Origin of the sequence: Pseudarthrobacter humi (assembly GCF_024294965.1) — a bacterium.
Taxonomy (GTDB): Bacteria; Actinomycetota; Actinomycetes; order Actinomycetales; family Micrococcaceae; genus Arthrobacter; species Arthrobacter humi.
On record NZ_JANCLV010000001.1, the window covers coordinates 141,667 to 163,441 of the forward strand.

At 64.0% G+C, this 21,775-nt stretch carries 26 protein-coding genes and 1 tRNA gene; 12 read left to right on the forward strand and 15 right to left on the reverse strand.

Annotation, left to right across the window (positions count from 1 at the left end; translation table 11 throughout):
• Positions 1-45: 45 nt before the first annotated feature.
• From NFC73_RS00700 to NFC73_RS00720, 5 genes are all read right to left on the reverse strand, one after another.
• Complete coding sequence (locus NFC73_RS00700; RefSeq protein ID WP_254746833.1) at positions 46-819, reverse strand: IclR family transcriptional regulator; 774 nt, start codon at positions 817-819, stop codon at positions 46-48.
• A 53-nt stretch (positions 820-872) separates the two neighbouring features.
• On the reverse strand, positions 873-1,505 hold the full coding sequence (locus NFC73_RS00705; protein ID WP_254746836.1) for a DUF2461 domain-containing protein: 633 nt from the start codon (positions 1,503-1,505) through the stop codon (positions 873-875).
• A gap of 154 nt (positions 1,506-1,659) precedes the next feature.
• Complete coding sequence (locus NFC73_RS00710; RefSeq protein ID WP_254746839.1) at positions 1,660-3,147, reverse strand: catalase; 1,488 nt, start codon at positions 3,145-3,147, stop codon at positions 1,660-1,662.
• Positions 3,148-3,154: 7 nt separating this feature from the next.
• The gene (locus NFC73_RS00715; protein ID WP_254746842.1) at positions 3,155-3,637 is read right to left on the reverse strand and encodes a Fur family transcriptional regulator; all 483 of its coding nucleotides are present in this window, start codon (positions 3,635-3,637) and stop codon (positions 3,155-3,157) included.
• 30 nt (positions 3,638-3,667) lie between these two features.
• Positions 3,668-4,432 carry a hypothetical protein gene (locus tag NFC73_RS00720; protein ID WP_254746845.1) on the reverse strand — a complete coding sequence of 255 codons (765 nt, stop codon included), beginning with the start codon at positions 4,430-4,432 and terminating at the stop codon, positions 3,668-3,670.
• 78 nt (positions 4,433-4,510) lie between these two features.
• Here NFC73_RS00720 and NFC73_RS00725 point away from each other — a divergent pair, with 78 nt between their 5' ends.
• Positions 4,511-5,782, forward strand: coding sequence for an MFS transporter (locus NFC73_RS00725; protein ID WP_254746848.1), 1,272 nt, complete (start codon positions 4,511-4,513; stop codon positions 5,780-5,782).
• Positions 5,783-5,857: 75 nt separating this feature from the next.
• Entirely contained in the window at positions 5,858-6,724 is an 867-nt protein-coding gene (htpX, locus tag NFC73_RS00730) for a zinc metalloprotease HtpX (protein WP_254746851.1), read from the forward strand.
• A gap of 162 nt (positions 6,725-6,886) precedes the next feature.
• On the opposite strand, the gene NFC73_RS00735 is transcribed toward htpX, so the two are convergent.
• Positions 6,887-7,378 (reverse strand): YajQ family cyclic di-GMP-binding protein, encoded by a 492-nt coding sequence (locus tag NFC73_RS00735; RefSeq protein ID WP_104061835.1) that lies wholly within the window; start codon positions 7,376-7,378, stop codon positions 6,887-6,889.
• Between the two features lie 225 nt (positions 7,379-7,603).
• Here NFC73_RS00735 and NFC73_RS00740 point away from each other — a divergent pair, with 225 nt between their 5' ends.
• Complete coding sequence (locus NFC73_RS00740; RefSeq protein WP_141141292.1) at positions 7,604-7,858, forward strand: hypothetical protein; 255 nt, start codon at positions 7,604-7,606, stop codon at positions 7,856-7,858.
• 181 nt (positions 7,859-8,039) lie between these two features.
• Positions 8,040-8,121: transfer RNA gene (locus NFC73_RS00745), tRNA-Tyr, on the forward strand.
• A 108-nt stretch (positions 8,122-8,229) separates the two neighbouring features.
• On the opposite strand, the gene NFC73_RS00750 is transcribed toward NFC73_RS00745, so the two are convergent.
• Together NFC73_RS00750 and NFC73_RS00755 are read right to left on the reverse strand one after the other, a co-directional pair.
• A complete protein-coding gene (locus tag NFC73_RS00750) occupies positions 8,230-9,438 on the reverse strand; it encodes a tyrosine-type recombinase/integrase (RefSeq protein WP_254746853.1) in 1,209 nt (402 codons plus the stop codon).
• The gene (locus tag NFC73_RS00755) at positions 9,431-9,979 is read right to left on the reverse strand and encodes a hypothetical protein (protein ID WP_254746855.1); all 549 of its coding nucleotides are present in this window, start codon (positions 9,977-9,979) and stop codon (positions 9,431-9,433) included. Before NFC73_RS00755 ends, NFC73_RS00750 begins: the two co-directional genes overlap by 8 nt.
• 507 nt (positions 9,980-10,486) lie before the next feature.
• Here NFC73_RS00755 and NFC73_RS00760 point away from each other — a divergent pair.
• From NFC73_RS00760 to NFC73_RS00780, 5 genes are all read left to right on the forward strand, one after another.
• Positions 10,487-10,687 carry a hypothetical protein gene (locus NFC73_RS00760; protein WP_254746857.1) on the forward strand — a complete coding sequence of 67 codons (201 nt, stop codon included), beginning with the start codon at positions 10,487-10,489 and terminating at the stop codon, positions 10,685-10,687.
• A 616-nt stretch (positions 10,688-11,303) separates the two neighbouring features.
• On the forward strand, positions 11,304-11,597 hold the full coding sequence (locus tag NFC73_RS00765; RefSeq protein WP_254746859.1) for a hypothetical protein: 294 nt from the start codon (positions 11,304-11,306) through the stop codon (positions 11,595-11,597).
• Positions 11,594-12,313, forward strand: coding sequence for a hypothetical protein (locus NFC73_RS00770; protein WP_254746861.1), 720 nt, complete (start codon positions 11,594-11,596; stop codon positions 12,311-12,313). The genes NFC73_RS00765 and NFC73_RS00770 overlap by 4 nt, the downstream gene beginning before the upstream one ends.
• Positions 12,314-12,316: 3 nt before the next feature.
• Positions 12,317-12,721, forward strand: a complete 405-nt coding sequence (locus NFC73_RS00775) for a hypothetical protein (protein ID WP_254746863.1) — start codon at positions 12,317-12,319, stop codon at positions 12,719-12,721.
• Entirely contained in the window at positions 12,700-13,116 is a 417-nt protein-coding gene (locus NFC73_RS00780; RefSeq protein ID WP_254746865.1) for a hypothetical protein, read from the forward strand. The genes NFC73_RS00775 and NFC73_RS00780 overlap by 22 nt, the downstream gene beginning before the upstream one ends.
• 96 nt (positions 13,117-13,212) lie before the next feature.
• On the opposite strand, the gene NFC73_RS00785 is transcribed toward NFC73_RS00780, so the two are convergent.
• Positions 13,213-13,758 (reverse strand): hypothetical protein, encoded by a 546-nt coding sequence (locus tag NFC73_RS00785; RefSeq protein ID WP_254746867.1) that lies wholly within the window; start codon positions 13,756-13,758, stop codon positions 13,213-13,215.
• Positions 13,759-13,892: 134 nt separating this feature from the next.
• Positions 13,893-14,960, reverse strand: coding sequence for a GmrSD restriction endonuclease domain-containing protein (locus NFC73_RS00790; protein WP_254746869.1), 1,068 nt, complete (start codon positions 14,958-14,960; stop codon positions 13,893-13,895).
• A 653-nt stretch (positions 14,961-15,613) separates the two neighbouring features.
• Between NFC73_RS00790 and NFC73_RS00795 the strand changes: the two genes are divergently transcribed.
• A complete protein-coding gene (locus NFC73_RS00795; RefSeq protein WP_104061841.1) occupies positions 15,614-16,045 on the forward strand; it encodes a CBS domain-containing protein in 432 nt (143 codons plus the stop codon).
• A gap of 98 nt (positions 16,046-16,143) precedes the next feature.
• On the opposite strand, the gene NFC73_RS00800 is transcribed toward NFC73_RS00795, so the two are convergent.
• A complete protein-coding gene (locus NFC73_RS00800) occupies positions 16,144-17,142 on the reverse strand; it encodes a LysM peptidoglycan-binding domain-containing protein (RefSeq protein ID WP_254746871.1) in 999 nt (332 codons plus the stop codon).
• 402 nt (positions 17,143-17,544) lie between these two features.
• Positions 17,545-18,279: a potassium channel family protein gene (locus NFC73_RS00805; protein ID WP_254746873.1), complete on the reverse strand. Its 735-nt coding sequence runs from the start codon at positions 18,277-18,279 to the stop codon at positions 17,545-17,547.
• 70 nt (positions 18,280-18,349) lie between these two features.
• On the opposite strand from NFC73_RS00805, the gene NFC73_RS00810 reads away from it, so the two are divergent.
• A complete protein-coding gene (locus NFC73_RS00810) occupies positions 18,350-18,919 on the forward strand; it encodes an acyl-CoA thioesterase (RefSeq protein WP_254746875.1) in 570 nt (189 codons plus the stop codon).
• Positions 18,920-18,937: 18 nt separating this feature from the next.
• Here NFC73_RS00810 and NFC73_RS00815 read toward each other — a convergent pair whose 3' ends face one another.
• Positions 18,938-19,738 (reverse strand): ABC transporter permease subunit, encoded by an 801-nt coding sequence (locus NFC73_RS00815; RefSeq protein WP_254746877.1) that lies wholly within the window; start codon positions 19,736-19,738, stop codon positions 18,938-18,940.
• Complete coding sequence (locus tag NFC73_RS00820) at positions 19,735-20,688, reverse strand: ABC transporter ATP-binding protein (RefSeq protein ID WP_254746879.1); 954 nt, start codon at positions 20,686-20,688, stop codon at positions 19,735-19,737. The genes NFC73_RS00815 and NFC73_RS00820 overlap by 4 nt, the downstream gene beginning before the upstream one ends.
• 161 nt (positions 20,689-20,849) lie before the next feature.
• On the opposite strand from NFC73_RS00820, the gene NFC73_RS00825 reads away from it, so the two are divergent.
• Entirely contained in the window at positions 20,850-21,293 is a 444-nt protein-coding gene (locus NFC73_RS00825) for a thioredoxin family protein (protein ID WP_254746881.1), read from the forward strand.
• Between the two features lie 90 nt (positions 21,294-21,383).
• Here the strand turns inward: NFC73_RS00825 and NFC73_RS00830 are convergent, their stop codons facing one another.
• Positions 21,384-21,662: a putative quinol monooxygenase gene (locus NFC73_RS00830; RefSeq protein WP_254746883.1), complete on the reverse strand. Its 279-nt coding sequence runs from the start codon at positions 21,660-21,662 to the stop codon at positions 21,384-21,386.
• Between the last annotated feature and the right edge of the window lie 113 nt (positions 21,663-21,775).

The following is a 21,775-nucleotide window of genomic DNA, read 5'->3' on the forward strand; positions in this document are numbered from 1 at the left end:
CCTGTAAAGAGGCCGGCGGAAAGGGCCTGGATCGGCGCGTGGGCGCTAGATCCAGGCCCTTTCAAATCCTGGCGGCAGGCAGCGGCTGAGCTCAGGCTGCACGTCCTGGAGCAGCGCCACGAGCGATTGAATCCGTTCCGGGGTCATGTGGACGCTGGGGGCTGAGATGGAGACAGCGGCCGCGACCCTGCCGAGCAGGTCCGGGATGGCGATGGCAACACAGGTGATGCCGAGTTCGTTCTCCTGGTCATCCAGCGCGTAGCCGTCCGCCCGGACTTGATCCAACACAGTCCGGAACGCGTCAACATCCTGGATGGAGCGGGGTGTGGCGATTGCCGCGGTATCGAAGGCGCGGGCGGCCTCGTCATTTCCATACTGGGCTGCCAGCAGGGCCTTGCCCATGGCGGTGTTCTGCGCCCGCAACCGTGCCCCGGGGCGTGACGCCATTTCGATGCCGCGATGGCCGCGGGCCTTGGCCAGGTACAGGACATCGTCGCCGCTGAGGATGCCCAGGTGCGTGGTGTCCTGCGTGGTCTTGGCGATCCCGGCGAGGATGGTCTGCACGGTGTCGGGGAGGCTGATCTTTGCCTCCGCCTTGGTGCCGAGCTCCAGCAGTTTGATCCCCAGGTGGTAACTGTGGTCCGGCTGCTGGCTGAGGTACCGGCCCGCCACGAGAGTGGTCAGCATGCGGTGGGTCGCCGAGCGGCTGAGTCCCGAGGCCTGAGTGATGTCTTCTAGCCGGTGGGCGCCCGCAGCGACGTGGTCGAGCAGGCTGAGTCCGCGCTCCAGCGTGCGGGCCCCTGCGGGATTAGCTTCCATGCCCCCAATTATCCCATGTATAGGGCGCTATCCCATCTACAGGAAGTCCGGCGTCAAGGGGCCGCATACCGGCCCACCCAGTCCACCAAGGGCCGCAGTTTGTCCCACAGCGCCTCGATTTCCTGCACCGCCGCCGGCGAATCCAGCCACTCCGGCTGGCCCAGCTCGATGCCGGCGGACAGCGACTTGTGCTTGAGCAGCTCCGCCCGGGGATGGTCCTTGTCGAAACCGCGCGGCACGGTCTTGAGTTTTTCGCCCTCTACCGCGAAGCCCGCGGCAGCCACTGTCTCCACGATATGCCGGAGCGATTCGCCGGTGCCGGACGCATCCACGGAGTTCCGGAAGCGGGCCAGCTGGGCCGGCGAACTGGTGTGGCAGCCGCCGCCCACCAGCAGTCCCTCGGCGCTCACCTGGACGTAATACCCCACGCCTTCCTGGGACGACGCGAACGCTCCCTGGGCAGTCTTGTAGGGCGATTTGTCCTGGGAGAACCTGATGTCCCGGTTAGGCCGGAAGATCTTGCCCGGCCCGAACCGCGGCTCCAGTTCGGCCAGCAGGGCGGTGACCGGATCCCGCACCAGGGTGTTGTAGCTGTCCTTGTGCTCCAGCCACCACTCCCGGTTGTTGTGCTCAAGTTCGGCATAGAACGCGAATGCCCCTGCAGGGATGCCCTGGAATGTACTCATGCAGTGATCCTAGGGACCACCGGGCAGCCCGGCCAGAGCGGCAGGCTCCTATGTGGAAACCAGAGCTAAGTGGAAACAAGAGCCGTGTGGAAACACGACCGCCCCGCCACGGAAACCGTGACGGGGCGGGCGTTGCACCACAGGGGCGGAGGAACTAACCGATCTTGTTGGCAGCCTCGGCGTCGGAGTCAGTGGAGCCCGCGCCCAGGTTGGCGCGGAGCTTGGCGCCGAGTTCGGCGTCCACGTTGGTCCAGTACTGGATGGCGCGTTCCTTGATCTCGGCGTTCTTCACGCCGCCCACCGCACCGGTGATGGTGTCCAGCAGGCGGGCCTTGGCGCCGTCGTCGAACACATCGCGGTACAGAGTACCGGCCTGGACGAAGTCGCCGTCCTCGGCGTGCAGGGAGTGTGCGGAGAGCGTGAGCTCGCCGTCGTTCTCCCAGCCGCCGGCCGGGGAAGCCGGCTCAACGGCTGCGGGGCCGTTGAAGGAGTTGGGGGCGTAAACCGGCACGGAGGGGGCGTTGAAGTGGTAACGCCCGGCGCCGTCCTGGCTGTAGTTGTTGACCTGGTTCTTCGGCTGGTTCACCGGGATCTGCGCGTGGTTGGTGCCCACGCGGTAGCGGTGTGCGTCGGCGTAGGAGAAGATGCGGGCCTGCAGCATCTTGTCCGGGGAAGAAGCGATGCCCGGCACGAAGTTCGACGGCGCGAAGGTGGCCTGCTCGATCTGCGCGAAGTAGTTCTCCGGGTTCTTGTTCAGCTCCATGGTGCCCACGTGGATGAGCGGGTAGTCCGAGTGCGGCCACACCTTGGTGAGGTCGAACGGGTTGAATCGGTAGCCCTTGGCGTCCTCGTACGGCATGACCTGGACGTGCAGTTCCCAGGACGGGAAGTTGCCCTCGGCGATGTTGTCCTGCAGGTCGCGGATGTAGAAGTCCGCGTCCGAGCCGGCCAGCTCTTCAGCCTGGTCACCGGACATGGTCTTCACGCCCTGGTTGGACTTGAAGTGGTACTTGACCCAGAAGCGCTCGCCCTCAGCATTGATCCACTGGTAGGTGTGCGAGCCGTAGCCCTGCATTTCACGCCAGGAGGCCGGCAGGCCACGGTCGCCCATGAGCCAGGTCACCTGGTGTGCGGATTCCGGGGACAGGGTCCAGAAGTCCCACTGCATGTCGGCATCGCGCAGGTGCGTGCCCGGGAGGCGCTTCTGGGAGTGGATGAAGTCCGGGAATTTGATGCCGTCGCGGATGAAGAAGACGGGGGTGTTGTTGCCCACGAGGTCGTAGTTGCCCTCGGAGGTGTAGAACTTGACGGCGAAACCGCGGGGGTCACGCCAGGTGTCCGGGGAGCCTGCTTCGCCGGCGACGGAGGAGAAACGGATCAGCATCTCGGTCTCAACACCGGGCTGCAGGAACGCGGCCTTCGTGTACTTGGAGATGTCCGAGGTGGCTTTGAATGTACCGAACGCGCCGCCGCCCTTGGCGTGCACTACGCGCTCCGGCACGCGCTCGCGGTTGAACTGGGCGAGCTTTTCGATCAGGTAGTGGTCCGTGAGGATGATGGCGCCGTCGGCGCCGACGGACTGTGCGTGCGCGTCGGAAGTGACGGGCGCGCCGGACTGGGTTGTAGAGATGTTCGCAGTCATTTTTCTCCTATTTCTCGATTACTTGGGACGTATTAGAAGGAAGTTTTTGGGACGCTTGGCAGTCCTGGCAGATGCCCTGATACATCACATCGGCGATCTGGATGGTCATCGGCTTGGAGTTCTCATCCCAGTGCGGGGTGAGGCAGGGCGCGTGCCCGACGGCGCATTCGACGTCCTCCACGCGGCCGCAGCTGACGCAGATGGCGTGGTGGTGGTTGTCACCGACGCGGGTCTCGTACAGGGCGGGCGAATGCGGCGGCTCGAAGCGGCGCAGCATGTGCAGATCGGTCAGGTCTCCGAGGACCACGTACACCGATTGCGCGGTCAGCTCCGGAAGTTCGGTGCGTGCGGCGGCCAGGATGCTCTCCGCGGGGGAGTGCGGATGGTGTTCGACGGCGGCCAGCACGGCGAGCCGCTGTTTGGTCACCCGGCGGCCGTGGGCACGCAGGGCCGCAGCCCATGCGTCGTGGCCGCCAAAGTGTTCCGTCATGCTTCTATTGAAGCACTTATTATGAGTCGATCACAATAAGGCTTGGCTTACCTCCGGCAGGTCCAGGAATTCCTGCATGGGGTTGCGGAATTCTCCTGCCGAGCGGCCCATGGCATGGACTTCCAGGCCGCCGGGTCCGGGTTCGGGCGCCACACAGCTCAGCCCGGTCACGCCGGGGCGGGCTGCCAGGCCCTCGACGGCGGCGGCCAGCGCCAGCAGGTGGCCGGGTGTCAGGCCGGGACCGCCCGGCGCCGGCGGCAACGCCGGCGCGAGCACCGTGTGGTGCGCGCCGGCCTTGAAATTCGGAGTCCTGGCAGTGAGTTCCGGGAGAGTGCCTTCCACCGGCGGGACGGGCTCCGCCGGGCGCGCAACAGCCAGCCGGCGCAGGGCGGTGCGGAGGCCGCCGTCGTACTCGCTAAGTTCTTCCGCTGCGGCCGGCACGCGGCGCTGAACTGGCAGACGCAGCTGTTCGCCGGGCGTGACCGGCTCGGCGTCCCAGCGCCCGAAGACGTGGAACGTGGGCGTGGAGGATTCCGCTTCCGGTTCGCCGATGGCCGCTCCGATGGGGTGCCACTGGTGCGCAAACATCACGATGCAGCGGCCGGCGCCCAGAACTTCGGCGAGGGCCTGCCGGGCGGTGTTGTGGCAGTGCAGCCAGTCGGTGGCGGAGCGGAGATCGAACGCCATGGCCGGATTCGTGAGCCTGATCAGGAGATGGCCGGCATTCAGGGCGGTCCGGGGCCGGGCAACCTCCCAGCAAGCCGAGGCAAAAAGCAGCCGCCTGGACACATGCATATGCCGACTCCTTTCCCCCGCCTGAGGATACCAAGCGTGTGACAGAGCAGGACACTGCTGCGCCATTAGGGTTGCAGGGTGGGGAAACTGCTGGCCGATATCACACCGCTCCGGGAGAGCCCGGCCTTCCGCCGGCTCTGGCTGGGTTCCGCCGTCTCGGCCGTGGGGAGCCAGCTCACGCTGGTGGCCGTGAGCCTGGAGGTGTACCGGCTCACGCAGGACAGTTTCTATGTGGGACTGCTGGGTGTGTTTGCGCTGGTGCCGCTGGTGTTCGGCGGCCTGCTGGGCGGCTCCATCGCCGACTCCCATAACCGCCGCACGGTGGCCCTCCTGGCTACGTCCGTCCTGTGGCTGACCACCGGCCTGATCGCGCTGCAGTCCTGGCTGCAGCTGGGAAACGTCTGGATTCTCTACCTCCTGGTGGCGCTCCAAAGCGGTGCCCAGGCCATCAACCAGCCGGCCCGCAGTGCCATCATCCCCACGCTTATCCGCAAGGAACTGCTTCCCGCGGCCAACGCGCTCAGCATGATGTCGTTCGGGCTGGCGTTGACGGTGGGACCCCTGCTGGCGGGGGTGCTGGTGGCGTGGGTCGGCTTCGGCTGGACCTATACCATCGACTTCATCAGCTTCGCTTTTGTGCTCTGGGCGGTCTTCAGGCTCCCGTCCATGCCGGCTTCGGGAAGTGCCGGGCGGGCCGGGATCCGGTCTGTCATCGAGGGGTTCCGGTTCCTGGGCACCCGGCCCAACCTGCGGATGACCTTCATCATCGACCTTGTGGCCATGATCCTGGCCCAGCCGCGCGCACTGATGCCCGCCATCGGCGCGCTGATGATCGGCGGCGGCGAAACCACGGTGGGCATCCTGCTGGCCTCCAGCGCGGTGGGCGCGTTCCTGGCCGGCCTGTTTTCGGGGCCGCTGGGCCATGTCCGGTGGCAGGGGAGTGCCGTGGTGTGGTCGGTGATGGGCTGGGGCGCCTCGATTGCGGGCTTCGGTGTGGTGGTGCTCCTGGCAGGACGGACGGACGACGGCGGGGCCACAGTTTGGCTGGTCCCGGCGGCTTTGTGCTGCGCCCTGGCCGGAATCGCAGATTCCATCAGTGCCGTCTTCCGCAACACCATCCTGCAGGCCGCTGCGCCGGACCACCTGCGCGGCCGGCTGCAGGGGGTCTTCATTGTGGTGGTGGCCGGTGGGCCGCGCGTGGGTGACCTGCTGGCAGGCGGCGGGACTAAGATTCTCAGTGAGGGCTGGGTCCTGCTTCTGGGCGGGGTCTTGTGCATCGCGGTGGCCTGGCTGGCGGCACAGCTGCAGCCGGGCTTTCGGAAGTACGATGCACGCGACCCGGTGCCTTAGGGCCAGGCCTTGTTGGGGCAGCTTGTCGAGGCAACCTGTCGGGGCAACCTGTCAGGGCGACGTGGAGGAGTGGACGTGCACAAGCATTACAACGGCCTGAAAACTGCGGCGCTCTTCGGCGTCCTGTGGGCGGTGCTCCTGGGCCTGGGCGGACTGATCGGGATCAATACCCGCAGTTCAGCGCCCATCTGGATCATGGCCCTGATCGGCGTGGCCACCACCGCGTACGGCTACTGGAACAGCGACAAGATCGCCATCCGTTCCATGCAGGCCTACCCCGTCACGGAGGCCCAGGCTCCACAGCTCTACCAGATTGTCCGGGAGCTCTCCGTCCGGGCCAACCAGCCGATGCCGCGCATCTACCTCTCACCCACCATGAACCCGAACGCGTTCGCCACCGGACGGAATCCCCAAAACGCCGCCGTGTGCTGCACTGAAGGGATCCTGCAGCTGCTGGATGCCCGCGAACTGCGCGGGGTCCTGGGGCACGAGCTGATGCACGTGTACAACCGGGACATCCTCACGTCCTCGGTGGCAGCCGCGGTGGCCGGCGTCATCACGTCCGTGGGCCAGATGCTGCTGTTCTTCGGCGGCGACCGGCGCAACTCCAACCCGCTGGCCATGCTGGCGATGGCCCTTTTGGCACCGTTTGCCGCCTCGCTCATCCAGCTGGCCATCTCCCGGACCAGGGAGTACGACGCCGACGAGGACGGTTCGCAGCTCACTGGCGATCCGCTGGCGCTTGCCTCAGCCCTGCGCAAGATTGAGCAGGGGGTGCGGATCGCGCCGCTGCCGCAGGAGCAGAAGCTGGTCAACACCTCGCACCTGATGATCGCCAACCCGTTCCGCGGCGGGGCGATGACCAAACTGTTCGCCACGCACCCGCCGATGAAGGAGCGGATCGCCCGGCTGGAACGGATTGCCGGCCGGCCGCTGAACTGAGGCTGACTGACCGACCCGCGCGCCGCCGTCGTACTTTCCCCCCGCGACACGCAGATTCACCCTCGATGCGCAAAATGGCTGACGCACCCGATATTTCGGGCGCGCCAGCCTTTCTGCGTGTCGATCTAGTTTTTGCGCCTCGAAAACGAGGGGCTTGATCCGCTAGCTGCGGAAGTTGACGAACTGCAGGTCCGCCTCGTCAAAGTCCTTCAGCAGGGCCATGACGGACTGCAGGTCATCGCGGGACTTGGAGGAGACGCGGAGTTCGTCGCCCTGGATCTGGGATTTGACGCCCTTGGGGCCCTCGTCGCGGATCAGCTTGTTGATCTTCTTGGCCAGGTCCTGCTCGATGCCTTCCTTGATGGAGGCTTCGAGGCGGAATTCCTTGCCGGAGGGGTACGGCTCGCCGGTGTCCAGGGACTTCAGGGAGATGCCGCGGCGGATCAGCTTGGACTGGAGGACATCCAGCACGGCCAGGACGCGTTCTTCCGAGTTCGCCTTCATCAGGATCTTCTCGCCGCTGAACTCGACCTCGGCGCCGACGCCCTTGAAGTCGTAGCGCTGGACGAGTTCCTTCTGGGCCTGGTTCAGCGCGTTGGCCACTTCCTGCTTGTCCACTTTGCTTACGACGTCGAACGTTGACTCGCCTGCCATGATTCTCCTTGTGCCGGTGGTTGCCCTGGCATTGGCTCTGCAGGGCGTGGATCTCTGCATTCCAGCCTAATACGGATCGCCCGCGTGTGGCGCTGGTGCGCGTGCGGCGCTGGTGTGGATTCGGCGCTGTTCGTGATTCACAGTTCCCTCATAGCGGACGCACTGCGGGAACGAAGCCGGGCAGGCGAGAGTTGAACGAGTTGGAAACAGGTCGAAGGGAAAGCCATGCAACACAAAGCCGTCCGTTACGTCACCCGAACCACCGCCGCAGCTGCGGGCGCTGTCGCCACTGCTGCCACATCAGTCGCCGCTGCAGCCCTGGCAGGCTCCATTATTTTCAGCCCGGTCCCGGACGCCTCTGCCCGCATGGAGGGTGTGAGCGAGGACCTGCTGCGGGCGGTCCAGCTGAACCAGATCACCGAGGAGCAGGCCGTGAAGTTCGAGGCGCGGCTGGCCGGACGGATTCTCGGCGACGCCTGAGTTGGCGGTTTTCCCGCGGAATTCCGGGGCTTCTGGCGGCATTTCCAGGGGTCTGCAGCCTCGATTCGATGTTTCGGCAGAAGTTCTGTAAAGTTGTCTTGCCCGCGGTTACTGGAAGCGGAACGGCCCGGAAACGGACGTTCTGACCACTGCAGCCGGGGGTGATCTTCTTTTGAAGTTCGGCAGATTACCCGAGCGGCCAAAGGGGGCTGACTGTAAATCAGCTGGCAACGCCTACGGGGGTTCGAATCCCTCATCTGCCACAATCCCGGATTCTAGGGAAATTTTGACCCGTTCGGATCTCTTCGGAGGTCCGGGCGGGTCTCTTTTTTGCCGGTTTGTTGGGGAAGTTGTGGGGGAAGCGTCCAGAATCAGGCGCTGAAGGCCCGCGCATAGGCCGCGCTGACGTCATCCTTCAGCCGCTGATCCTTCACCACATCGAAATACAGGTCCGCTGTGACCGTGATGGTGGAGTGCCCAAGGATTCGGGACACCACGGGCAGCGGCAGACCGTTCTGCAGCATGATGGTTGCGGCCAAGTGCCTGAGGCTGTGGAAAACGACCTTGGAAAGCCCCGCGCGTTCCGCCATGCGCCCGAAGGTCTTGGACACGTTGTTGGGGATCAGCGGGGCTCCCAGCGCGTCTGTGAAGACCAGCCCGCGGTCATTCGCCCATGCTTCCCCTGAGATCAGGCGTTCCCGGCCTTGCTGGACCTTCCACGTCTTCAGCGCGTCCGGCACCCAGCCAGCCAGCGGCACCCAGCGATCCTGTCCGGCCTTGGTCTTGACCGGCTGAAACACGACTTCCTTGCCCTGTAGTTGGGCTTGTTGCCTGACCGTCAGATACCCGGCCTCCATGTCCACGTCTGCCCAGCGGAGCCCGCAGACTTCCCCCAGACGCATACCCGTGCCAACGGCAAATAGGATCAGCGGGGCGAGGTGTTCCGCGTGGCCTTCCTGGCCTTCCATCCACGCCCGGAACTGGCCGAACTCTTCCGGCGTCCACACGTCCCGCCGTTCCGCGGATTCCTTGGATACATGGGCTCCGATGGTCGGGTCACGGTGGATCTGACCAGCCCTGAGGGCGTCACGGAGGGCAGAGCGCAGCGTTGCAATGATCCGCCGCTCCGTGGACGCGCTGACCTGCTGATTCCGTGGCTTCCCGTCGTTGGCCTTCCGGATCCTGACCAGCATGGCGTCTATCTGGGACGCCTTCAGGTCAGACAGGCGCACCCTGCCGAGGTCCGGCATCAGGTAGTTGTCCAAGTGGCCACGGTATGAGCGGATTGTTGCCGCGCGGATGGTCTTCGCCGATTCCTTGGCCGTCAGCCAGCGCTCCAGATACTCGCCCACGGTTTCCTTGCGGCGGTCAGCCTCCAGTGTGCCTTCCTTGTGTGCCCGGATGGCCTCTGTCCGGGCTTCCTTGGCTGTCTCCTGATCCGGGAAACCGGATTCGGCTATGCGGAGCCGCTTACCGTCCTGACCGGGAGGAAATTCGACGCTGAAAGCCCATTTGTGCCGCTTGCACCGTGTCGTGCATTCGTTGGTGCAGCGCTGGTAGACGCCTGTTGCTTTAGCCATTTTCTTTGTTCCTTTCGCCGGGGATGAGTCCCATTTTCTTTGCTCGATTGACCCAGGTGTTGACCCTGTTTCGCCAAGACTTCAGGTTCTCGGCTCTTCGTTTATTCGTGAGTTTGGGATCAGCAACGGCAGTCGCGTATTCCCGGTAGCCGTCATGGTTGAGGAGAAAGTCAGCAACGGCCTGCACTGGGCGGGAGACGTTTTCCTGGTCTCGGAACTTCACGTAGAGGGCCGCAATCAACTCAAAGTGGCCTTCCGGAAGAGTCGGCTTCCTCCCGGGGCCCTTGGGAATTTGCTTCCTCACCTTTGCGGCAGGCCGAACATGGCCGTGTGATTCCCAGAACGACGCCACGTCGTCATACAACCCGGCGAGCTGTACTCGGGAATCCTCGATTACGGTTGCCATCTTCCGGAAAGTGTCAGACGGATCAATGGGTTGACCGTCTCGTCCTCGCACGTCGAATCGGACTGGGCGGGAGGTGCCGTCCTCCATCTCCCACGTGATCTGGACAATCCATGGGTCTACGTCGTCTACGTCCATCACCACACTCTGTAGAAACCACTTTGCTAAGTCGTGGCTAGCCCAATCAGGTGGGTGTGTACTGCTTCGATAGCGCCGTCCGGACTGCCCTTTAGCAGCACCGAACGATGTTGTGATCGTGAATGTGTCCATCGCCCCTGCCGTACATCTCGCGTCGAAAACGTTTGTACGTCCTAATTGTACGTCGAATCTGGATTGGAAGGTACACAATAAAGCCATACGGATCCAAGAGACAGTAAAGGGATGAAGCAATGACAACGGATGAAGTAATGGGGCTGCCGCCTTCAATGGGCCTCGATATCGCATGCAAAGCGCTCGGCATTAGCGCAGGAACCGGCTATCGGCTTGTAAAGGCCAACGCCTTCCCGTGCCCGGTAGTTCGACTTGGGCGGGCAATCCGCGTTCCTAAGACTGGACTCTTGCGGGTGCTGGGGCTCGAAGCCGCAGAAGACCGCCGCCCTACCGGAGCCTGAGACTGTGCCCCGTACCGGCGGGGGTGGACCACAGTTGAACCGCGCAGAGCGCAGGAAACAGGCACAAGCTAAACGCCGCTGGCTGTCCTCTATCGCGCAGACTCCCGGGAAGGATCCGGAAACGGTCACGGTCGCCGCGTGGATCGCGTCCCGCACCAACCCGGACGGAACCATAACGGACCCACTGGTCGTGCGGCTGCTGCACGAGGTAGATGCGGCGGCCCGCCGTGACTGAGTCGCTGAAATTCGCGTGGCCCCGGCTCCTGATGGATTCAGCGCTGCATGACACAACCAAGCTTGTCGGGCTAAAGCTTTGGACCTACACAGACAGCACGTGCGGCAAGGCGCGCCCGGGTCACAAGCGACTGGCCGAAGACCTCGGCAAATCGGAACGGACAGTCAAAACCCATATGGGCATCCTCCGGGATGAAGGCTGGATAGTGCGGACCAGCAAGCCGAACAACAATCCGAACCGGGGGTGGGCTGATGTGTACGCCCTGCAATTGCCCGTAGGAGTGCAATCTGGGTTGCACTCTAACGGCGGCATGGGCAGCCCGGATGCCGTAGGAGTGCAATTTGACGCTAATCAAGTGCAACTTGAGGCCGATCAAGTGCAGCCTGAGCTGCACTCCAACAAACCCTTTACCTCAAACCCATTACAACAAGGGGCCGGACCGCCTACCCGCGGCCGGAGTCCGGCCAATTCTTCAAGGCGAAACCGAAAGGCCCGGGCCGCTCCGGCGTCCCGGGATCAATTCCCGCAGGAAAGCTCAGCCGAACTCAGCGGCTGGTAGTCCGAGGATTTCCGGCCCGCCCGGGCAGGAATCCACCACCGAAAGGAAATCACCATCATGACCTCTCCAGAAACCGCCGTAGAAATCGCCTTGGACGTACTGGCAGACCTGACTAGCACCGGAGCAGACCCGCGAGGGCCGCTCGGAAGCGGAGCCGCCTGGACTATCAATGAGCACGGCACGCAGGCGCAGAAAGCAAGGCTGCAGCGGATAGAAGCCGCCGCCCAGCGGAAGCACGGCGCGGAACCGTCACGGACGGCCGGGATGGCCAGGACGGGGGCAGCTGATTCGCAGGGGATGGACGCGCTGGACCGGGCCATCGCCAAGGATCTCGGATTGGACGAAGCATGAGCCCGAAAGCGGCGGTGCTGACCGCGGATCAGGTCCGGGCCGACATGCTGGCCCCCGTGATTGAGGAACAGGCACGGATCAAGGCGGGGGAGCGGGCCGCACGGGCCGCCATCGAAGAAGCGCAGGCCAAGCGCGAGGAGGAAATGACCGCATGGCGGGCCGTGGCCGATAAATGCCGACGCTTATTCCAGCCGGAGCCGCCGCCGCCGGAACCGTTGCAGATGCTGCAGCATCATGCGGTGCTGCACCGGGCGATAACGGCCCGCAACGCGTGCAGCGAATGGCAGAACCGGCTGCTGGCAGAACAGCGGGGGCAAGCGGAAACAGCGTACCGGCAGGCCCTCCCGGAACTGATCGAACGCACCCGGGCAACCCCGCTCGGGGACGCTGACGGGCTCCTGCCGGAATGGCAGAGCTGGCTACGGCTGGTCAAAGACTGCCGGACAGCGGCGGAGCGCTCCGGCGGCCGGATACCCCAGAACCCCGCCACAGCCCGGATGCGGACCACGATCACCGCCGCGGACCTGCTGGAAGCCCTGAACGGGGTGGACGTCCTCGAACCGCTCCCGGCAGCCTCCGACTGGATCAGCGGCGGACCCCGGGACGGCTTTCACCAGCCGCTGTACGGGGCACCGGACGGGCCAACAGGCAAGACCCGGGGACAGGCCGCTGCGGAACGGCGGGCACGGGCCAACGGCGGACGGCCTGGATGGTGACGATTGAGCACGAATGAGAGCTTCAGCCGGGGACAGCGGGCCGCACTCACGGCCCTGATGGTCACGCCCAGCGTCCGCACAGCCGCCCGGACGGCCGGGATCGGAGTTTCCACCCTGAGGCGCTGGCTCACTCAGCCGGACTTTCAGCAGGAATACCGCCGCCTTTCACGGGAAACACACCAACAGGCGGTCAGCGCCGTGCTCTCGGCCCAGCAGGAGGCCGTGTCGGTTCTGGTCCGGCTCATGGGCAGCGCGTCCTCAGACGCACGATTGCGGGCCGCGTCGAAGCTGCTGGACGTCGGGCACCGGATAGCGGAAGACGATCTGGACCAGCGACTGACCAGACTCGAAGAAATGGCCGAACAACAGAATCTAGGGGCAGGGCCATGGGCCGAAGCACACGGGTAAGCCGACTTGAAACCAAGATTCATCGGCCCGAACGCCCGCAGCCGTTTGACTGGGAGGCGTTCGGGGAAATCGGGGTACTCACCCGGGACTGTATTGCCTTGTTCCTGACGAGCAGGGTGCTGGGGGAGCGGCTGGAGGGGCACTCGCACCAGTTGATGCGGATCGGATCCTTTGCGCTGGACAATCTGGTCGAGGGCCGCACGGTAACCAGCAGGCAGCGCGAGTCTGTCCGGCAGCTGATGGCGGATCCGGACTACCGCGGCTTCGGATGGACCGAGGTGAAGCACCCGAAGGCCCTGCAGCTGTACCGTATGTGCGCCGCGCGAGGATGGCTGAACGCTGACAACAGGCCGCCGGAATCAGGACAGCTTGACGCGGCGCCCTGCGGAATTTGAGAAGTTTCTGCTCACCGGGGTAATAGAGCTGGGCAGGTGCGCCTTCGGCGCCGCTGCCCAGCCTCTACCAGCGGCTCACCACTAATACAGCTGCTATCAGCGCGGGAGCCTATAAAAGTCCCGACTGCTTCCGAGCTTCTCTACGTGGGATAAGAAGTAGATCCAGTCCTGTCGCCAGTCCTCGATAAGGGTGCGGATCTCCGATTCCGAGTATTCGCGCCCAACCTCATCGGGAGTCTGTGCGCCATGGGCAATATTGTTCCTCTGCGTAACAATCGTGTCGACAGAAGCCCAAGTGCGCTGCAACAGTTGCGGAGGTGGACCGACATCAAAAATCTGGCACCAGAGTTTTATCTGGCTTGTTTTCATGAAAGATCCATCGCTTGGAAATGCCCCAGGATCGATAGTGCATTCCCTCCCGCGGGAGTCGACCTGATCCAGAAGTTTCGGCAGGCTGTGCGAGTACAGCTTTTTCTCAGACATAGCCCTCATCGATGTGACCGATGATTTTAGGGCGAACATTCTGAAGCCGGGACGCAATCGTCGGTTGCCGACCCTGCACTTTACCGCCCCTTCCAGCAGCGTCCTAGTGAGCGAAGTGAGCAGATTTTCATAGGCAGCAAACAGCAGTACTACTGCCAATCCACGCGCTTCTTTAGCTATAGGCCCCGACCCCGAAGTCATCGAGCTAGACGCACTCTGATGCGTCTCGTCAATCAATTTGACGGCAGTGTCGAGTCGAGAATTTAGCTCCATCAAATGCAGTTTGAGACTAATCATTGTGCGCGGAGGAAGCGTCTCTTGCTAATTTCAACTCGGCCACTGACACGGGATCGGTTGTTCGTAGCGCCGGTGGTCAGCTTCTTCATCTCGTCTGAACTTATCCAAGAGGTGTCGACCAGTGGTTGCAGGAGAGGCTCCTCAAGGAGGGCCAGTGCTGCACCAGCCGCTACCCCTTCAAACAGGTTCACAGGTGTAGTTCCCTTGCGAGACCTCAGACCGTCCGGGAAGGTTGCGGCCAGTAACGCAAAAGTCCTATGGAACAACTCCGCACGCTCCTCTCGCCGAGGATTTCTCGCGGCCTCTCCACAGAAGTCATTTAGAAAGTCCTTGACCGAATGGTCGAACGATTGGTACCTCTCGACAAACGCGAAGAACCTCAGGACGTAATCCTGAGCTGTGCCGTCCTGTTGGCTTGACTTCGGCAGTAGAACCACGCGCTTGAACTCTTCGGACTGAGACAGCTCGCTAACTAAGTCAATGAAATCGCCCATGAAGACGCACTCTCGAACTTCATGATCCGTAAGCCGGACGCCGCCGGTGTTTAGGCGCTCGAACAGGTCAAAGCGTACCTGCAGATCACTTTTGTCGTTTAGGACAATGACCTTAATAGGCCGGTCTTCAAGGCCAGTGCGTATATCTGCAGGAAGCTCGCCAAACGTTGAACCCTGCATGGAGTCGAGCTTTTCGAGTTCCGTTAGCCGCAGCGCTTTACCCCCGAGACGAGCCACCTCGCGGGCTGTGTCGTCACCGAGGAAGTTCGTCAGAGAGAGTAGGCGCTGTAAGCCATCAACGACTTCCCATGTGGTGCCGCGGTCTGTATCGACATTCGTCGCCATGAACAAGGGTGGGACAGGAATGCCAAGCAATAGCGACTCAATCAATCGGGATTGACGCTGTTCATCCCACCGGAATTGCCGCTGGTAGGCCGGAGCTATTTCAATACGCTTTTTAGATACCCGGCGGACTAACTCATCGACTGTGATGTCATATGAATCGAAGTCTACTTTGCGGCGTTGCTCCTGTAATTGGAGGCGCTGAGTCGCCGCATCAATTTTTCCCATGGGTTTGACTATACCGATCACACCACCGGCAGCTAGAGCCAAGCGTGTCTCTCTGCAGCCCCCTCGATAGGGAGTGCCCTAACAATGTCCTGCTTTGGGCAGGTGGACGGATCCGCCGTTCCAGATGCGGAGCTGGCCGCTTTCGCCTCCGGCGGGCGTGCAGAGGTTTTTGCTGGGGAAATGTTGGGGAAGAGGCGCTTGTTGGGGATAACAGCTGACAATCAGAGCGGCCTGTATCCGGGAGAATCCCTGAATGCAAGCCGCTCCAGACCACTTCTGATAACTGCTGCCCACCTAGCCGTGACAACTGTAAATCAGCTGGCAACGCCTACGGGGGTTCGAATCCCTCATCTGCCACCCAAGGAAAAGCCTCCGGAACCACCAGGTTCCGGAGGTTTTTTTGTGCCCGAAAGCCGGAGGCCCCTGCAGCCTGGCACGTCCGCAGCTTCCGTCGGGCTTCGGGTTTTCCCCGCCGTATGGTCTGTTCCCCGCGGCGTTACACGGGGATTTGACCACGAAGAGGGGAAAAGCAGCGTCGGAAATCAGCTAAGAAACCGTCGTCGACAGCAGCGTTGGCCCCGGCGTAGGCTGGCAGCATCGGCGCATGTGACCCCGATGCCCTGCGTCGATACATCCATCGATGAAGGAGAACCATGAGCGTTGTACGTGAATTTATGACCACGGATGCACAGTGTATTAAGGAGCATCAGTCCCTCGCAGATGCCGCTCGGATGATGTTGGATCTGGATTGTGGATCGCTGCCGATCTGCGGCGACGATGGCAAGTTGAAGGGCATGATCACCGACCGCGACATCGTGCTCAGGTGCGTTGCTGCCGATCGTGATCCCCGCGAGATGTTGGCCAGCGAGCTAGCCACCGGCAAGCCCTACTGGGTGGACGCCGATGCCAGCGTTGACGCAGCCATCGAAATCATGGAAAGGCACCAGGTCCGGCGCCTCCCGGTTATCGTCGACCACAAGATGGTCGGCATCATCAGCCAGGGTGACATTGCGCGCAACTACACCGAGGAGCGCGTGGGCGAACTGGTGGAGCACATTTCGGAACGCCACCCGATGTCTGCATAGTCTGACTAATTCCCGCATGGCCTTGTTCGCGGCTCCTTGCCTTGAAGGTTCGGAACCGCGAACAAGCTTTGGACCGCGAAACCCGGCCGGACCAGAGCCTAGTTCAGGGCGATCAGCAGCATCTGGTTGGTTCCCGGGATGCACGTCTGCAGGATGGCCCGCGGGAATCCGCCGAATACCGCGATGACATCGTTGGTGGTTCCCGGGTTGGGGACCTGGCCCCGGCCCGTCGCCGTGTATGTCCCGTAGCCCGGAATGCTGACGGTCTCGCCCACGCCGATGCCGGAGAAGCGCGCCCAGCCGCCGCAGAAGTCGTGCTCCGTGATGAACAGCGAGTAGCCGTCGTTGGGTGTGTAGTGGATCGGCCCGATGCACGCGTCCACCATGGCCTGTCCGCCAGCGCCCGCAACATAGATGGTGCGGACAGCTGGCGCGGCCTGGACCGGCGCCGGCGCGGGGATGTAGGCCGGAGAAGCGGCAGCGGGTGCCGCCGCAACCGCGGCCGGCGCCGGGGAGGAAACCTCGACGGCGGGCCCCGTCAGCTTCAGCGTCTGGCCCGGCACGATGATGCTGTAAAGGCCCAGCCCGTTGGCGGCCAGCATCGCGTTCGTGTCGACGCCGTACCGGCCGGCGATCCCGCCCACGGTATCGCCGGGGACAACCGTGTAGAGGTTGGGGTCGCCGGCGGGTGCCGGAGCAGGTTCGGGCGCTGGCGCTGGTGGGGGAGCCTCCGCAGGCGCCGCAGGCACCGCAGCTTCTGCGACTTCCGGCTGCGCAGTGCCAGCTCCCGCACTGCCAAACTCAACGGACCCAACATAGGGCGCATCCAAGGGCACCGCGGCCAAAGGCCGGGCAACGCGCACAACTGGCGACGCCGCCGTCGTGATGGCCTCCGGTGGCGCGGATATCTCCGCCGTGGGGACGGGGCCAGCCAACGCGCCGACTCCGAAGGCGGAAATCACGGCGGCGGTGGCCATGCCGGCCCACAGCTTGTTGCTGACCGGCCGGCGCACCGGTGACAGCAGATCGGCCCGCGGGACATCGGTTTCGAAGTTTCGGCGGGGTGGTTCGGGAATAGGTGCGGTCAACTGGAACATGGGTGGCCCATCGCAGGTCGGCCCGGCAATAGGGCGGCAGTGGTGCCGCGAGTTCCAATGCAGGACGGATCGAGGAGTGATGCGCTGCGCGGTGCCGGTATATGGCGGAACCGCGCACGGAAAGCGCGCATGATGGGAGCGCCCGCATACCCAGAAGATACGGATGCCCCGCTATGAAGCGGCATCATCCACCCCAGCTCGGAGGATGCGCCGGCAACTTGTTTGGCCCTAGGAATTTCGAGTCTAGGAAGCTGCCCCAAGCACTGCACGAGTAGGCATTACCTGAATTTTTCCGCCGAATACTTGGCCCCGCGACGGCTACTACTCGGTGTCCGGCCGCCTGCCCCGCTGGACATTTCTACCGGGGCATTCCTACCGGGACATTTCCTACCGGGACATTTCCTACAACGAGGGGCGGCCCTTGAGCTCGGCCACTTCGCGCCGCAGCGCAGCGATCTCCGTGGCCAGGCCGGCGAGCTCTGCCCGCAAGGGTTCCTCCACGGACTCCGCGGCAGCTTCCGTGGACTCCTCTACACGCTGGACAAGCCAGGAGGCGATGGACGCGGTGACCACACCCAGCACGGCGATCCCGCTCATCATCAGCGTCGAGGCCACCAGCCGGCCGATCGGCGTCACGGGGTACATGTCGCCGTAACCCACCGTGGTGACGGTGGTGACGGCCCACCAGAGAGCGTCGCCGAACGTCAGGATCTTGGCGTCCGGGGCCGACTGTTCAACGTCGAGTACCGCCAGCGCACCCACAAAGACCAGGAGCGCCGCCGATCCTGCCACGTACGTGACCACCCGGCCCCTGAGGGTCTCGCCGATGGTCCTGTGCAGCACTGAAAGCAGCGTGACCAGCCGGAGCAGGCGCAGCGGCCGGAAGAACGGAAGGGCAACGATCAGGAGTTCGTGCAGGTTCCAGAGGAACCAGCGGCGGCGGTCCGTGGCCAGCCACAGGTTCGCGGCGTAATCGACGGCGAAAATACTCCACGTCAGCCACATCAGGGTCTCAAGCCATTCCGCGCCGCTGCCGTCGACGCGGCCAATCACCTGCCACGCATACGCCGCCAGGAAAACCAGTGCAGTCCCCATCAGGGGCCACTCGGCCAGGTCCCGGTAGCGTTGTTGCGTCATGCGCCACATCCTACGTGGCGGGAAGGACTTACGGACTTGCCAGCAAGTTACTGATGGGTAACATTGGAGGATGCACCTGCTTCTGCGAACCCTCCTGATGCTGTTCACGTCCGCCCGCCGCTCCGCCCTGACCATCTGGGACAGCTCGTCACTGCCGCTGCGCGTTCTGCCCACCGACATCGACATCGCCATGCACGTCAACAACGGCATGTACTTTTCCCTCATGGACCTGGGCCGGTTCGACCTCATGGTCCGCAGCGGCGTATGGAAGACAATGCGCCGGCGCGGCTGGAGCCCTGTGGCGGCGGGGGAGACCATCGCCTTCCGGAAGTCGCTGCAGCTGTGGCAGCAGTACACCATCGAAACAAAGATCATCGGCCTGGACGCCAAGGCCATCTACTTTGAGCAGCGTATGGTGTCCGACGGCGAGATTTACGCGCGTGCCTACATCGCCACCCGCCTGGTCAACAAGGGCAGGCCGGTCAGCCAGGAGGAGATCCTGCGCGAGTTCGGCCAGCCCCCGGCGGACCTGGTGCTGCCCGAGTGGATCCACGAATGGCGTGAGACCAACGCCCTGCCCGGCAGCCGGACGCCGGCGCCGCACGTTTGGGACAGCCTCACCCGGGAACGCAAGTCCTGAGCGCCGGTCACCCGGAAGCTACGCGCCGACGTCGCGCCTGTTCACGGCGAACGCGGCCACGGCCACCAGCGCAGCCGAAATTCCCCAGAGCCACCCTGCCGCGGCCCAGTCCGCACCGTTGGCCACCGGGGAATTTCCATAAGCCCAGTGGTAAGGGCTCAGGTCCAGCAGCCACTCCACGTCCTCGCTCTGCCGGCCGACGGCGTTGAAGACGTAACCGAAAACGCCGACGGCGGCGCCTGCGGCAAGCCCGTATGTCCGCCTTCCGGACACTGCCCCGGCGCATAACGCGGCCGTTCCGCTCAGCAGTGCCAGCCCGGCAAACAGCACCGCTGCGCCGAAGAGGTTCTCGGGCCGGATATTCAGCTGGGCCGAATCATTGAGCAGCCGGACCAGCACGAAAACGAGCGCCGCGAGCAGCACTACCCGCAGGAACAGGGACAGGGCTCGTTCCAGCACCACCTGGACGCGGGTCACTCCGTGCGCGAGAGTCAGTTCCAGCTGGCCGGATTCCTCGTCCCCGCCCACCGCGGCGGCGCCCCACCCCACCGAAGCGATGGTCATCAGCAGGAATCCGATCAACCCGAACAGCGTGGCCTGGGTGTAGCCGGGGCCGGTGGCAATCTGGTCGTAGTTCAGAGCCTTGGTCATCTCGGCCGGGAGGGCGTCGATCATGTCCTGCATCTGCGCGCTCCCGCCGAGGGACGGGTACAGCGGCAGGTAGAGGAAGGTGGCGGCGGCCAGGCCCGCGGCCCAGGCGAGGGTGGAGCGCCAGGAATCAAAGAAGGCCCGGCGGAACAGCGGCAGGGTGGTGCTCATCGCGCGGCCTCCGCCGTGCCGGGCAATGCCGGGTCCGTGCCTGCCGGACTTGAGTACATCTTCAGCACCGACTCCTCAAGATCGGGCTCCTCCAGCACCAGGTCGGTCAGCTCCAGGGCACCCAGGGCCCTGACCAGCGGCTGGATGGCCCCCGCCACGGTGGCCGAAAGCGTGATGCTGCCGTCGGACTCCATCACCTCGACGTGTCCGACGCCGGGCACCCCGCCCAGCAGCGCGCCGGCGTCGTGCGCTGTTATTCCGTTCGCGGTGAACCGGACCCGGCGCACCGCACCTTCCCGAAGCCCGCTCACGGACTCCACGGCGATGATGCGGCCGTCCCGGAGGATGGCCACGGTGTCGGCGGTCTGCTGGACCTCACTGAGGACATGGGAGCTGAGGAAGATGGTCTGGCCGTTGTGCTGCGCTTCCCGCATCATGGCGTGGAATTCCTGCTGCACCAGGGGGTCCAGGCCGCTGGTGGGCTCATCGAGGACCAGGAGCTCGGGATCGTGCATAAACGCCTGGACCAGGCCGAGCTTCTGCTTGTTGCCCTTGGACAGTTTGCGCGTGTGGCGGTCCAGGTCCAGGCCAAGCCGTTCGGCAAGGCCATCGATCCTGCCCGGAGCCACCGGACCACTGATGGCCTGGTAGTGCGCCAGGAGTGTCCGGCCCGTGACACGGCCCTCGAGGAACAGCTCGCCGGGAAGATAACCGATCCGCCGGCGGAGCTCCGGGCCGCCGGCGCGGGGGTCCTTGCCCAGGACGCGGACCTCCCCGGACGTGGGGCGGATGATGTCCAGCAGGCAGCGCATGGTGGTGGTCTTGCCCGCGCCGTTGGGGCCGATCACGCCGAACACGGAGCCTGCTTCGACGCTGAAATCCACTCCGTGGAGCACTTCGCTCCGGCCGAACTTCTTGGTGAGGGACCGGGTGGAGATAGCCTGGGCCATGAACCCTCCTGTGTGCAGCAGTCAGCGGCTGATGACCCCAAGGGTAGGCCCCTCCGTGCCCGGTGTACACGGTCCCGCCACGGATATTCCCGGTGACGCGGGGAGCGAACAGGGCGCCCCCGGCTGGGACATCGGCCCGCGCCTCGCGTACCGTTGAAGGCATGGCTACCGTAGACATCACAGGTGAACAGTTCGCATCGACCATCGAAGGCAACGACATTGTCCTGGTGGACTTCTGGGCTGAATGGTGCGGTCCCTGCAAGCAGTTTGGGCCCACGTACAGCGCCGTGTCGGAGAAGCACTCCGACGTCCTGTTCACGAAGGTGGACACCGAAGCCCAGCAGCAGCTCGCCGCCGAGGCCGGCATCACGTCCATCCCAACCCTGATGGCCTTCCGCGAAAAAGTCCTGGTCTTCTCCCAGCCCGGCGCCCTGAACGCCCAGCAGCTGGAGCAGGTTGTTGACGCGGTCAAGGCCCTGGACATGGACGAGGTTCACGCCCATGTGGCGCGCTCACAGGCGGAAGCCGCAGCAGCCGCGGAAAGCAACCCGGCCGTGACCAAGAGCTCGGGTCCCCAGGACGGCTCGCAGATCCCCGAGGCGTGACCCCTTCTTAAGGCAACGCGGGGTCACATTTCGCCCAATAACTTCGGTTCTTTGGGCGAAATGTGACCCCGCGTTGTGGTGTGCGGAGGGTTACAAGCGTTCCAGCAGCACGGGCTCGGCCAGCAGCGCGCTGAGGGATTCGTTCAGGTCCTGGACCGCGGTGCCCTTGGAGTGCTTCGCAAGCAGTTCCTCGGATTCCCACTGTTCCGTGAGGACCAGCTTCTCTTCGGTGGCTTCCGTCAGCTCGTAGCGGATGCAGCCGGGTTCGTTCACCACCTCGTCGATGGCGATTTCCAGGGCGAGCTTCACACGGAAGAACTCGCCGTCGTTGGGGATGAACGTTGCCTGCAGGTCGATGGGTGCACTCATGGATTTCACAATACCGGGACTCGGGATGCACGCCCGCCCTGTTTACGCGCGGACACCCTCCTGTTGCGCTTCTCTTGCGCTTTCATTGCCGGGGGCCAGACGGTAGCGTGCCA

Excerpts from the sequence above, each read along its gene's own strand:
- NFC73_RS00700 (WP_254746833.1), bottom strand. The coding sequence starts at position 819 with ATGGAAGCTAATCCCGCAGGGGCCCGCACGCTGGAGCGCGGACTCAGC.
- NFC73_RS00705 (WP_254746836.1), bottom strand. The coding sequence starts at position 1,505 with ATGAGTACATTCCAGGGCATCCCTGCAGGGGCATTCGCGTTCTATGCC.
- NFC73_RS00710 (WP_254746839.1), bottom strand. The coding sequence starts at position 3,147 with ATGACTGCGAACATCTCTACAACCCAGTCCGGCGCGCCCGTCACTTCC.
- NFC73_RS00715 (WP_254746842.1), bottom strand. The coding sequence starts at position 3,637 with ATGACGGAACACTTTGGCGGCCACGACGCATGGGCTGCGGCCCTGCGT.
- NFC73_RS00720 (WP_254746845.1), bottom strand. The coding sequence starts at position 4,432 with ATGCATGTGTCCAGGCGGCTGCTTTTTGCCTCGGCTTGCTGGGAGGTT.
- NFC73_RS00735 (WP_104061835.1), bottom strand. The coding sequence starts at position 7,378 with ATGGCAGGCGAGTCAACGTTCGACGTCGTAAGCAAAGTGGACAAGCAG.
- NFC73_RS00740 (WP_141141292.1), top strand. The coding sequence starts at position 7,604 with ATGCAACACAAAGCCGTCCGTTACGTCACCCGAACCACCGCCGCAGCT.
- NFC73_RS00750 (WP_254746853.1), bottom strand. The coding sequence starts at position 9,438 with ATGGCTAAAGCAACAGGCGTCTACCAGCGCTGCACCAACGAATGCACG.
- NFC73_RS00755 (WP_254746855.1), bottom strand. The coding sequence starts at position 9,979 with ATGGACGTAGACGACGTAGACCCATGGATTGTCCAGATCACGTGGGAG.
- NFC73_RS00765 (WP_254746859.1), top strand. The coding sequence starts at position 11,304 with ATGACCTCTCCAGAAACCGCCGTAGAAATCGCCTTGGACGTACTGGCA.
- NFC73_RS00770 (WP_254746861.1), top strand. The coding sequence starts at position 11,594 with ATGAGCCCGAAAGCGGCGGTGCTGACCGCGGATCAGGTCCGGGCCGAC.
- NFC73_RS00780 (WP_254746865.1), top strand. The coding sequence starts at position 12,700 with ATGGGCCGAAGCACACGGGTAAGCCGACTTGAAACCAAGATTCATCGG.
- NFC73_RS00790 (WP_254746869.1), bottom strand. The coding sequence starts at position 14,960 with ATGGGAAAAATTGATGCGGCGACTCAGCGCCTCCAATTACAGGAGCAA.
- NFC73_RS00795 (WP_104061841.1), top strand. The coding sequence starts at position 15,614 with ATGAGCGTTGTACGTGAATTTATGACCACGGATGCACAGTGTATTAAG.
- NFC73_RS00800 (WP_254746871.1), bottom strand. The coding sequence starts at position 17,142 with ATGTTCCAGTTGACCGCACCTATTCCCGAACCACCCCGCCGAAACTTC.
- NFC73_RS00805 (WP_254746873.1), bottom strand. The coding sequence starts at position 18,279 with ATGACGCAACAACGCTACCGGGACCTGGCCGAGTGGCCCCTGATGGGG.
- NFC73_RS00810 (WP_254746875.1), top strand. The coding sequence starts at position 18,350 with ATGCACCTGCTTCTGCGAACCCTCCTGATGCTGTTCACGTCCGCCCGC.
- NFC73_RS00815 (WP_254746877.1), bottom strand. The coding sequence starts at position 19,738 with ATGAGCACCACCCTGCCGCTGTTCCGCCGGGCCTTCTTTGATTCCTGG.
- NFC73_RS00820 (WP_254746879.1), bottom strand. The coding sequence starts at position 20,688 with ATGGCCCAGGCTATCTCCACCCGGTCCCTCACCAAGAAGTTCGGCCGG.
- NFC73_RS00825 (WP_254746881.1), top strand. The coding sequence starts at position 20,850 with ATGGCTACCGTAGACATCACAGGTGAACAGTTCGCATCGACCATCGAA.
- NFC73_RS00830 (WP_254746883.1), bottom strand. The coding sequence starts at position 21,662 with ATGAGTGCACCCATCGACCTGCAGGCAACGTTCATCCCCAACGACGGC.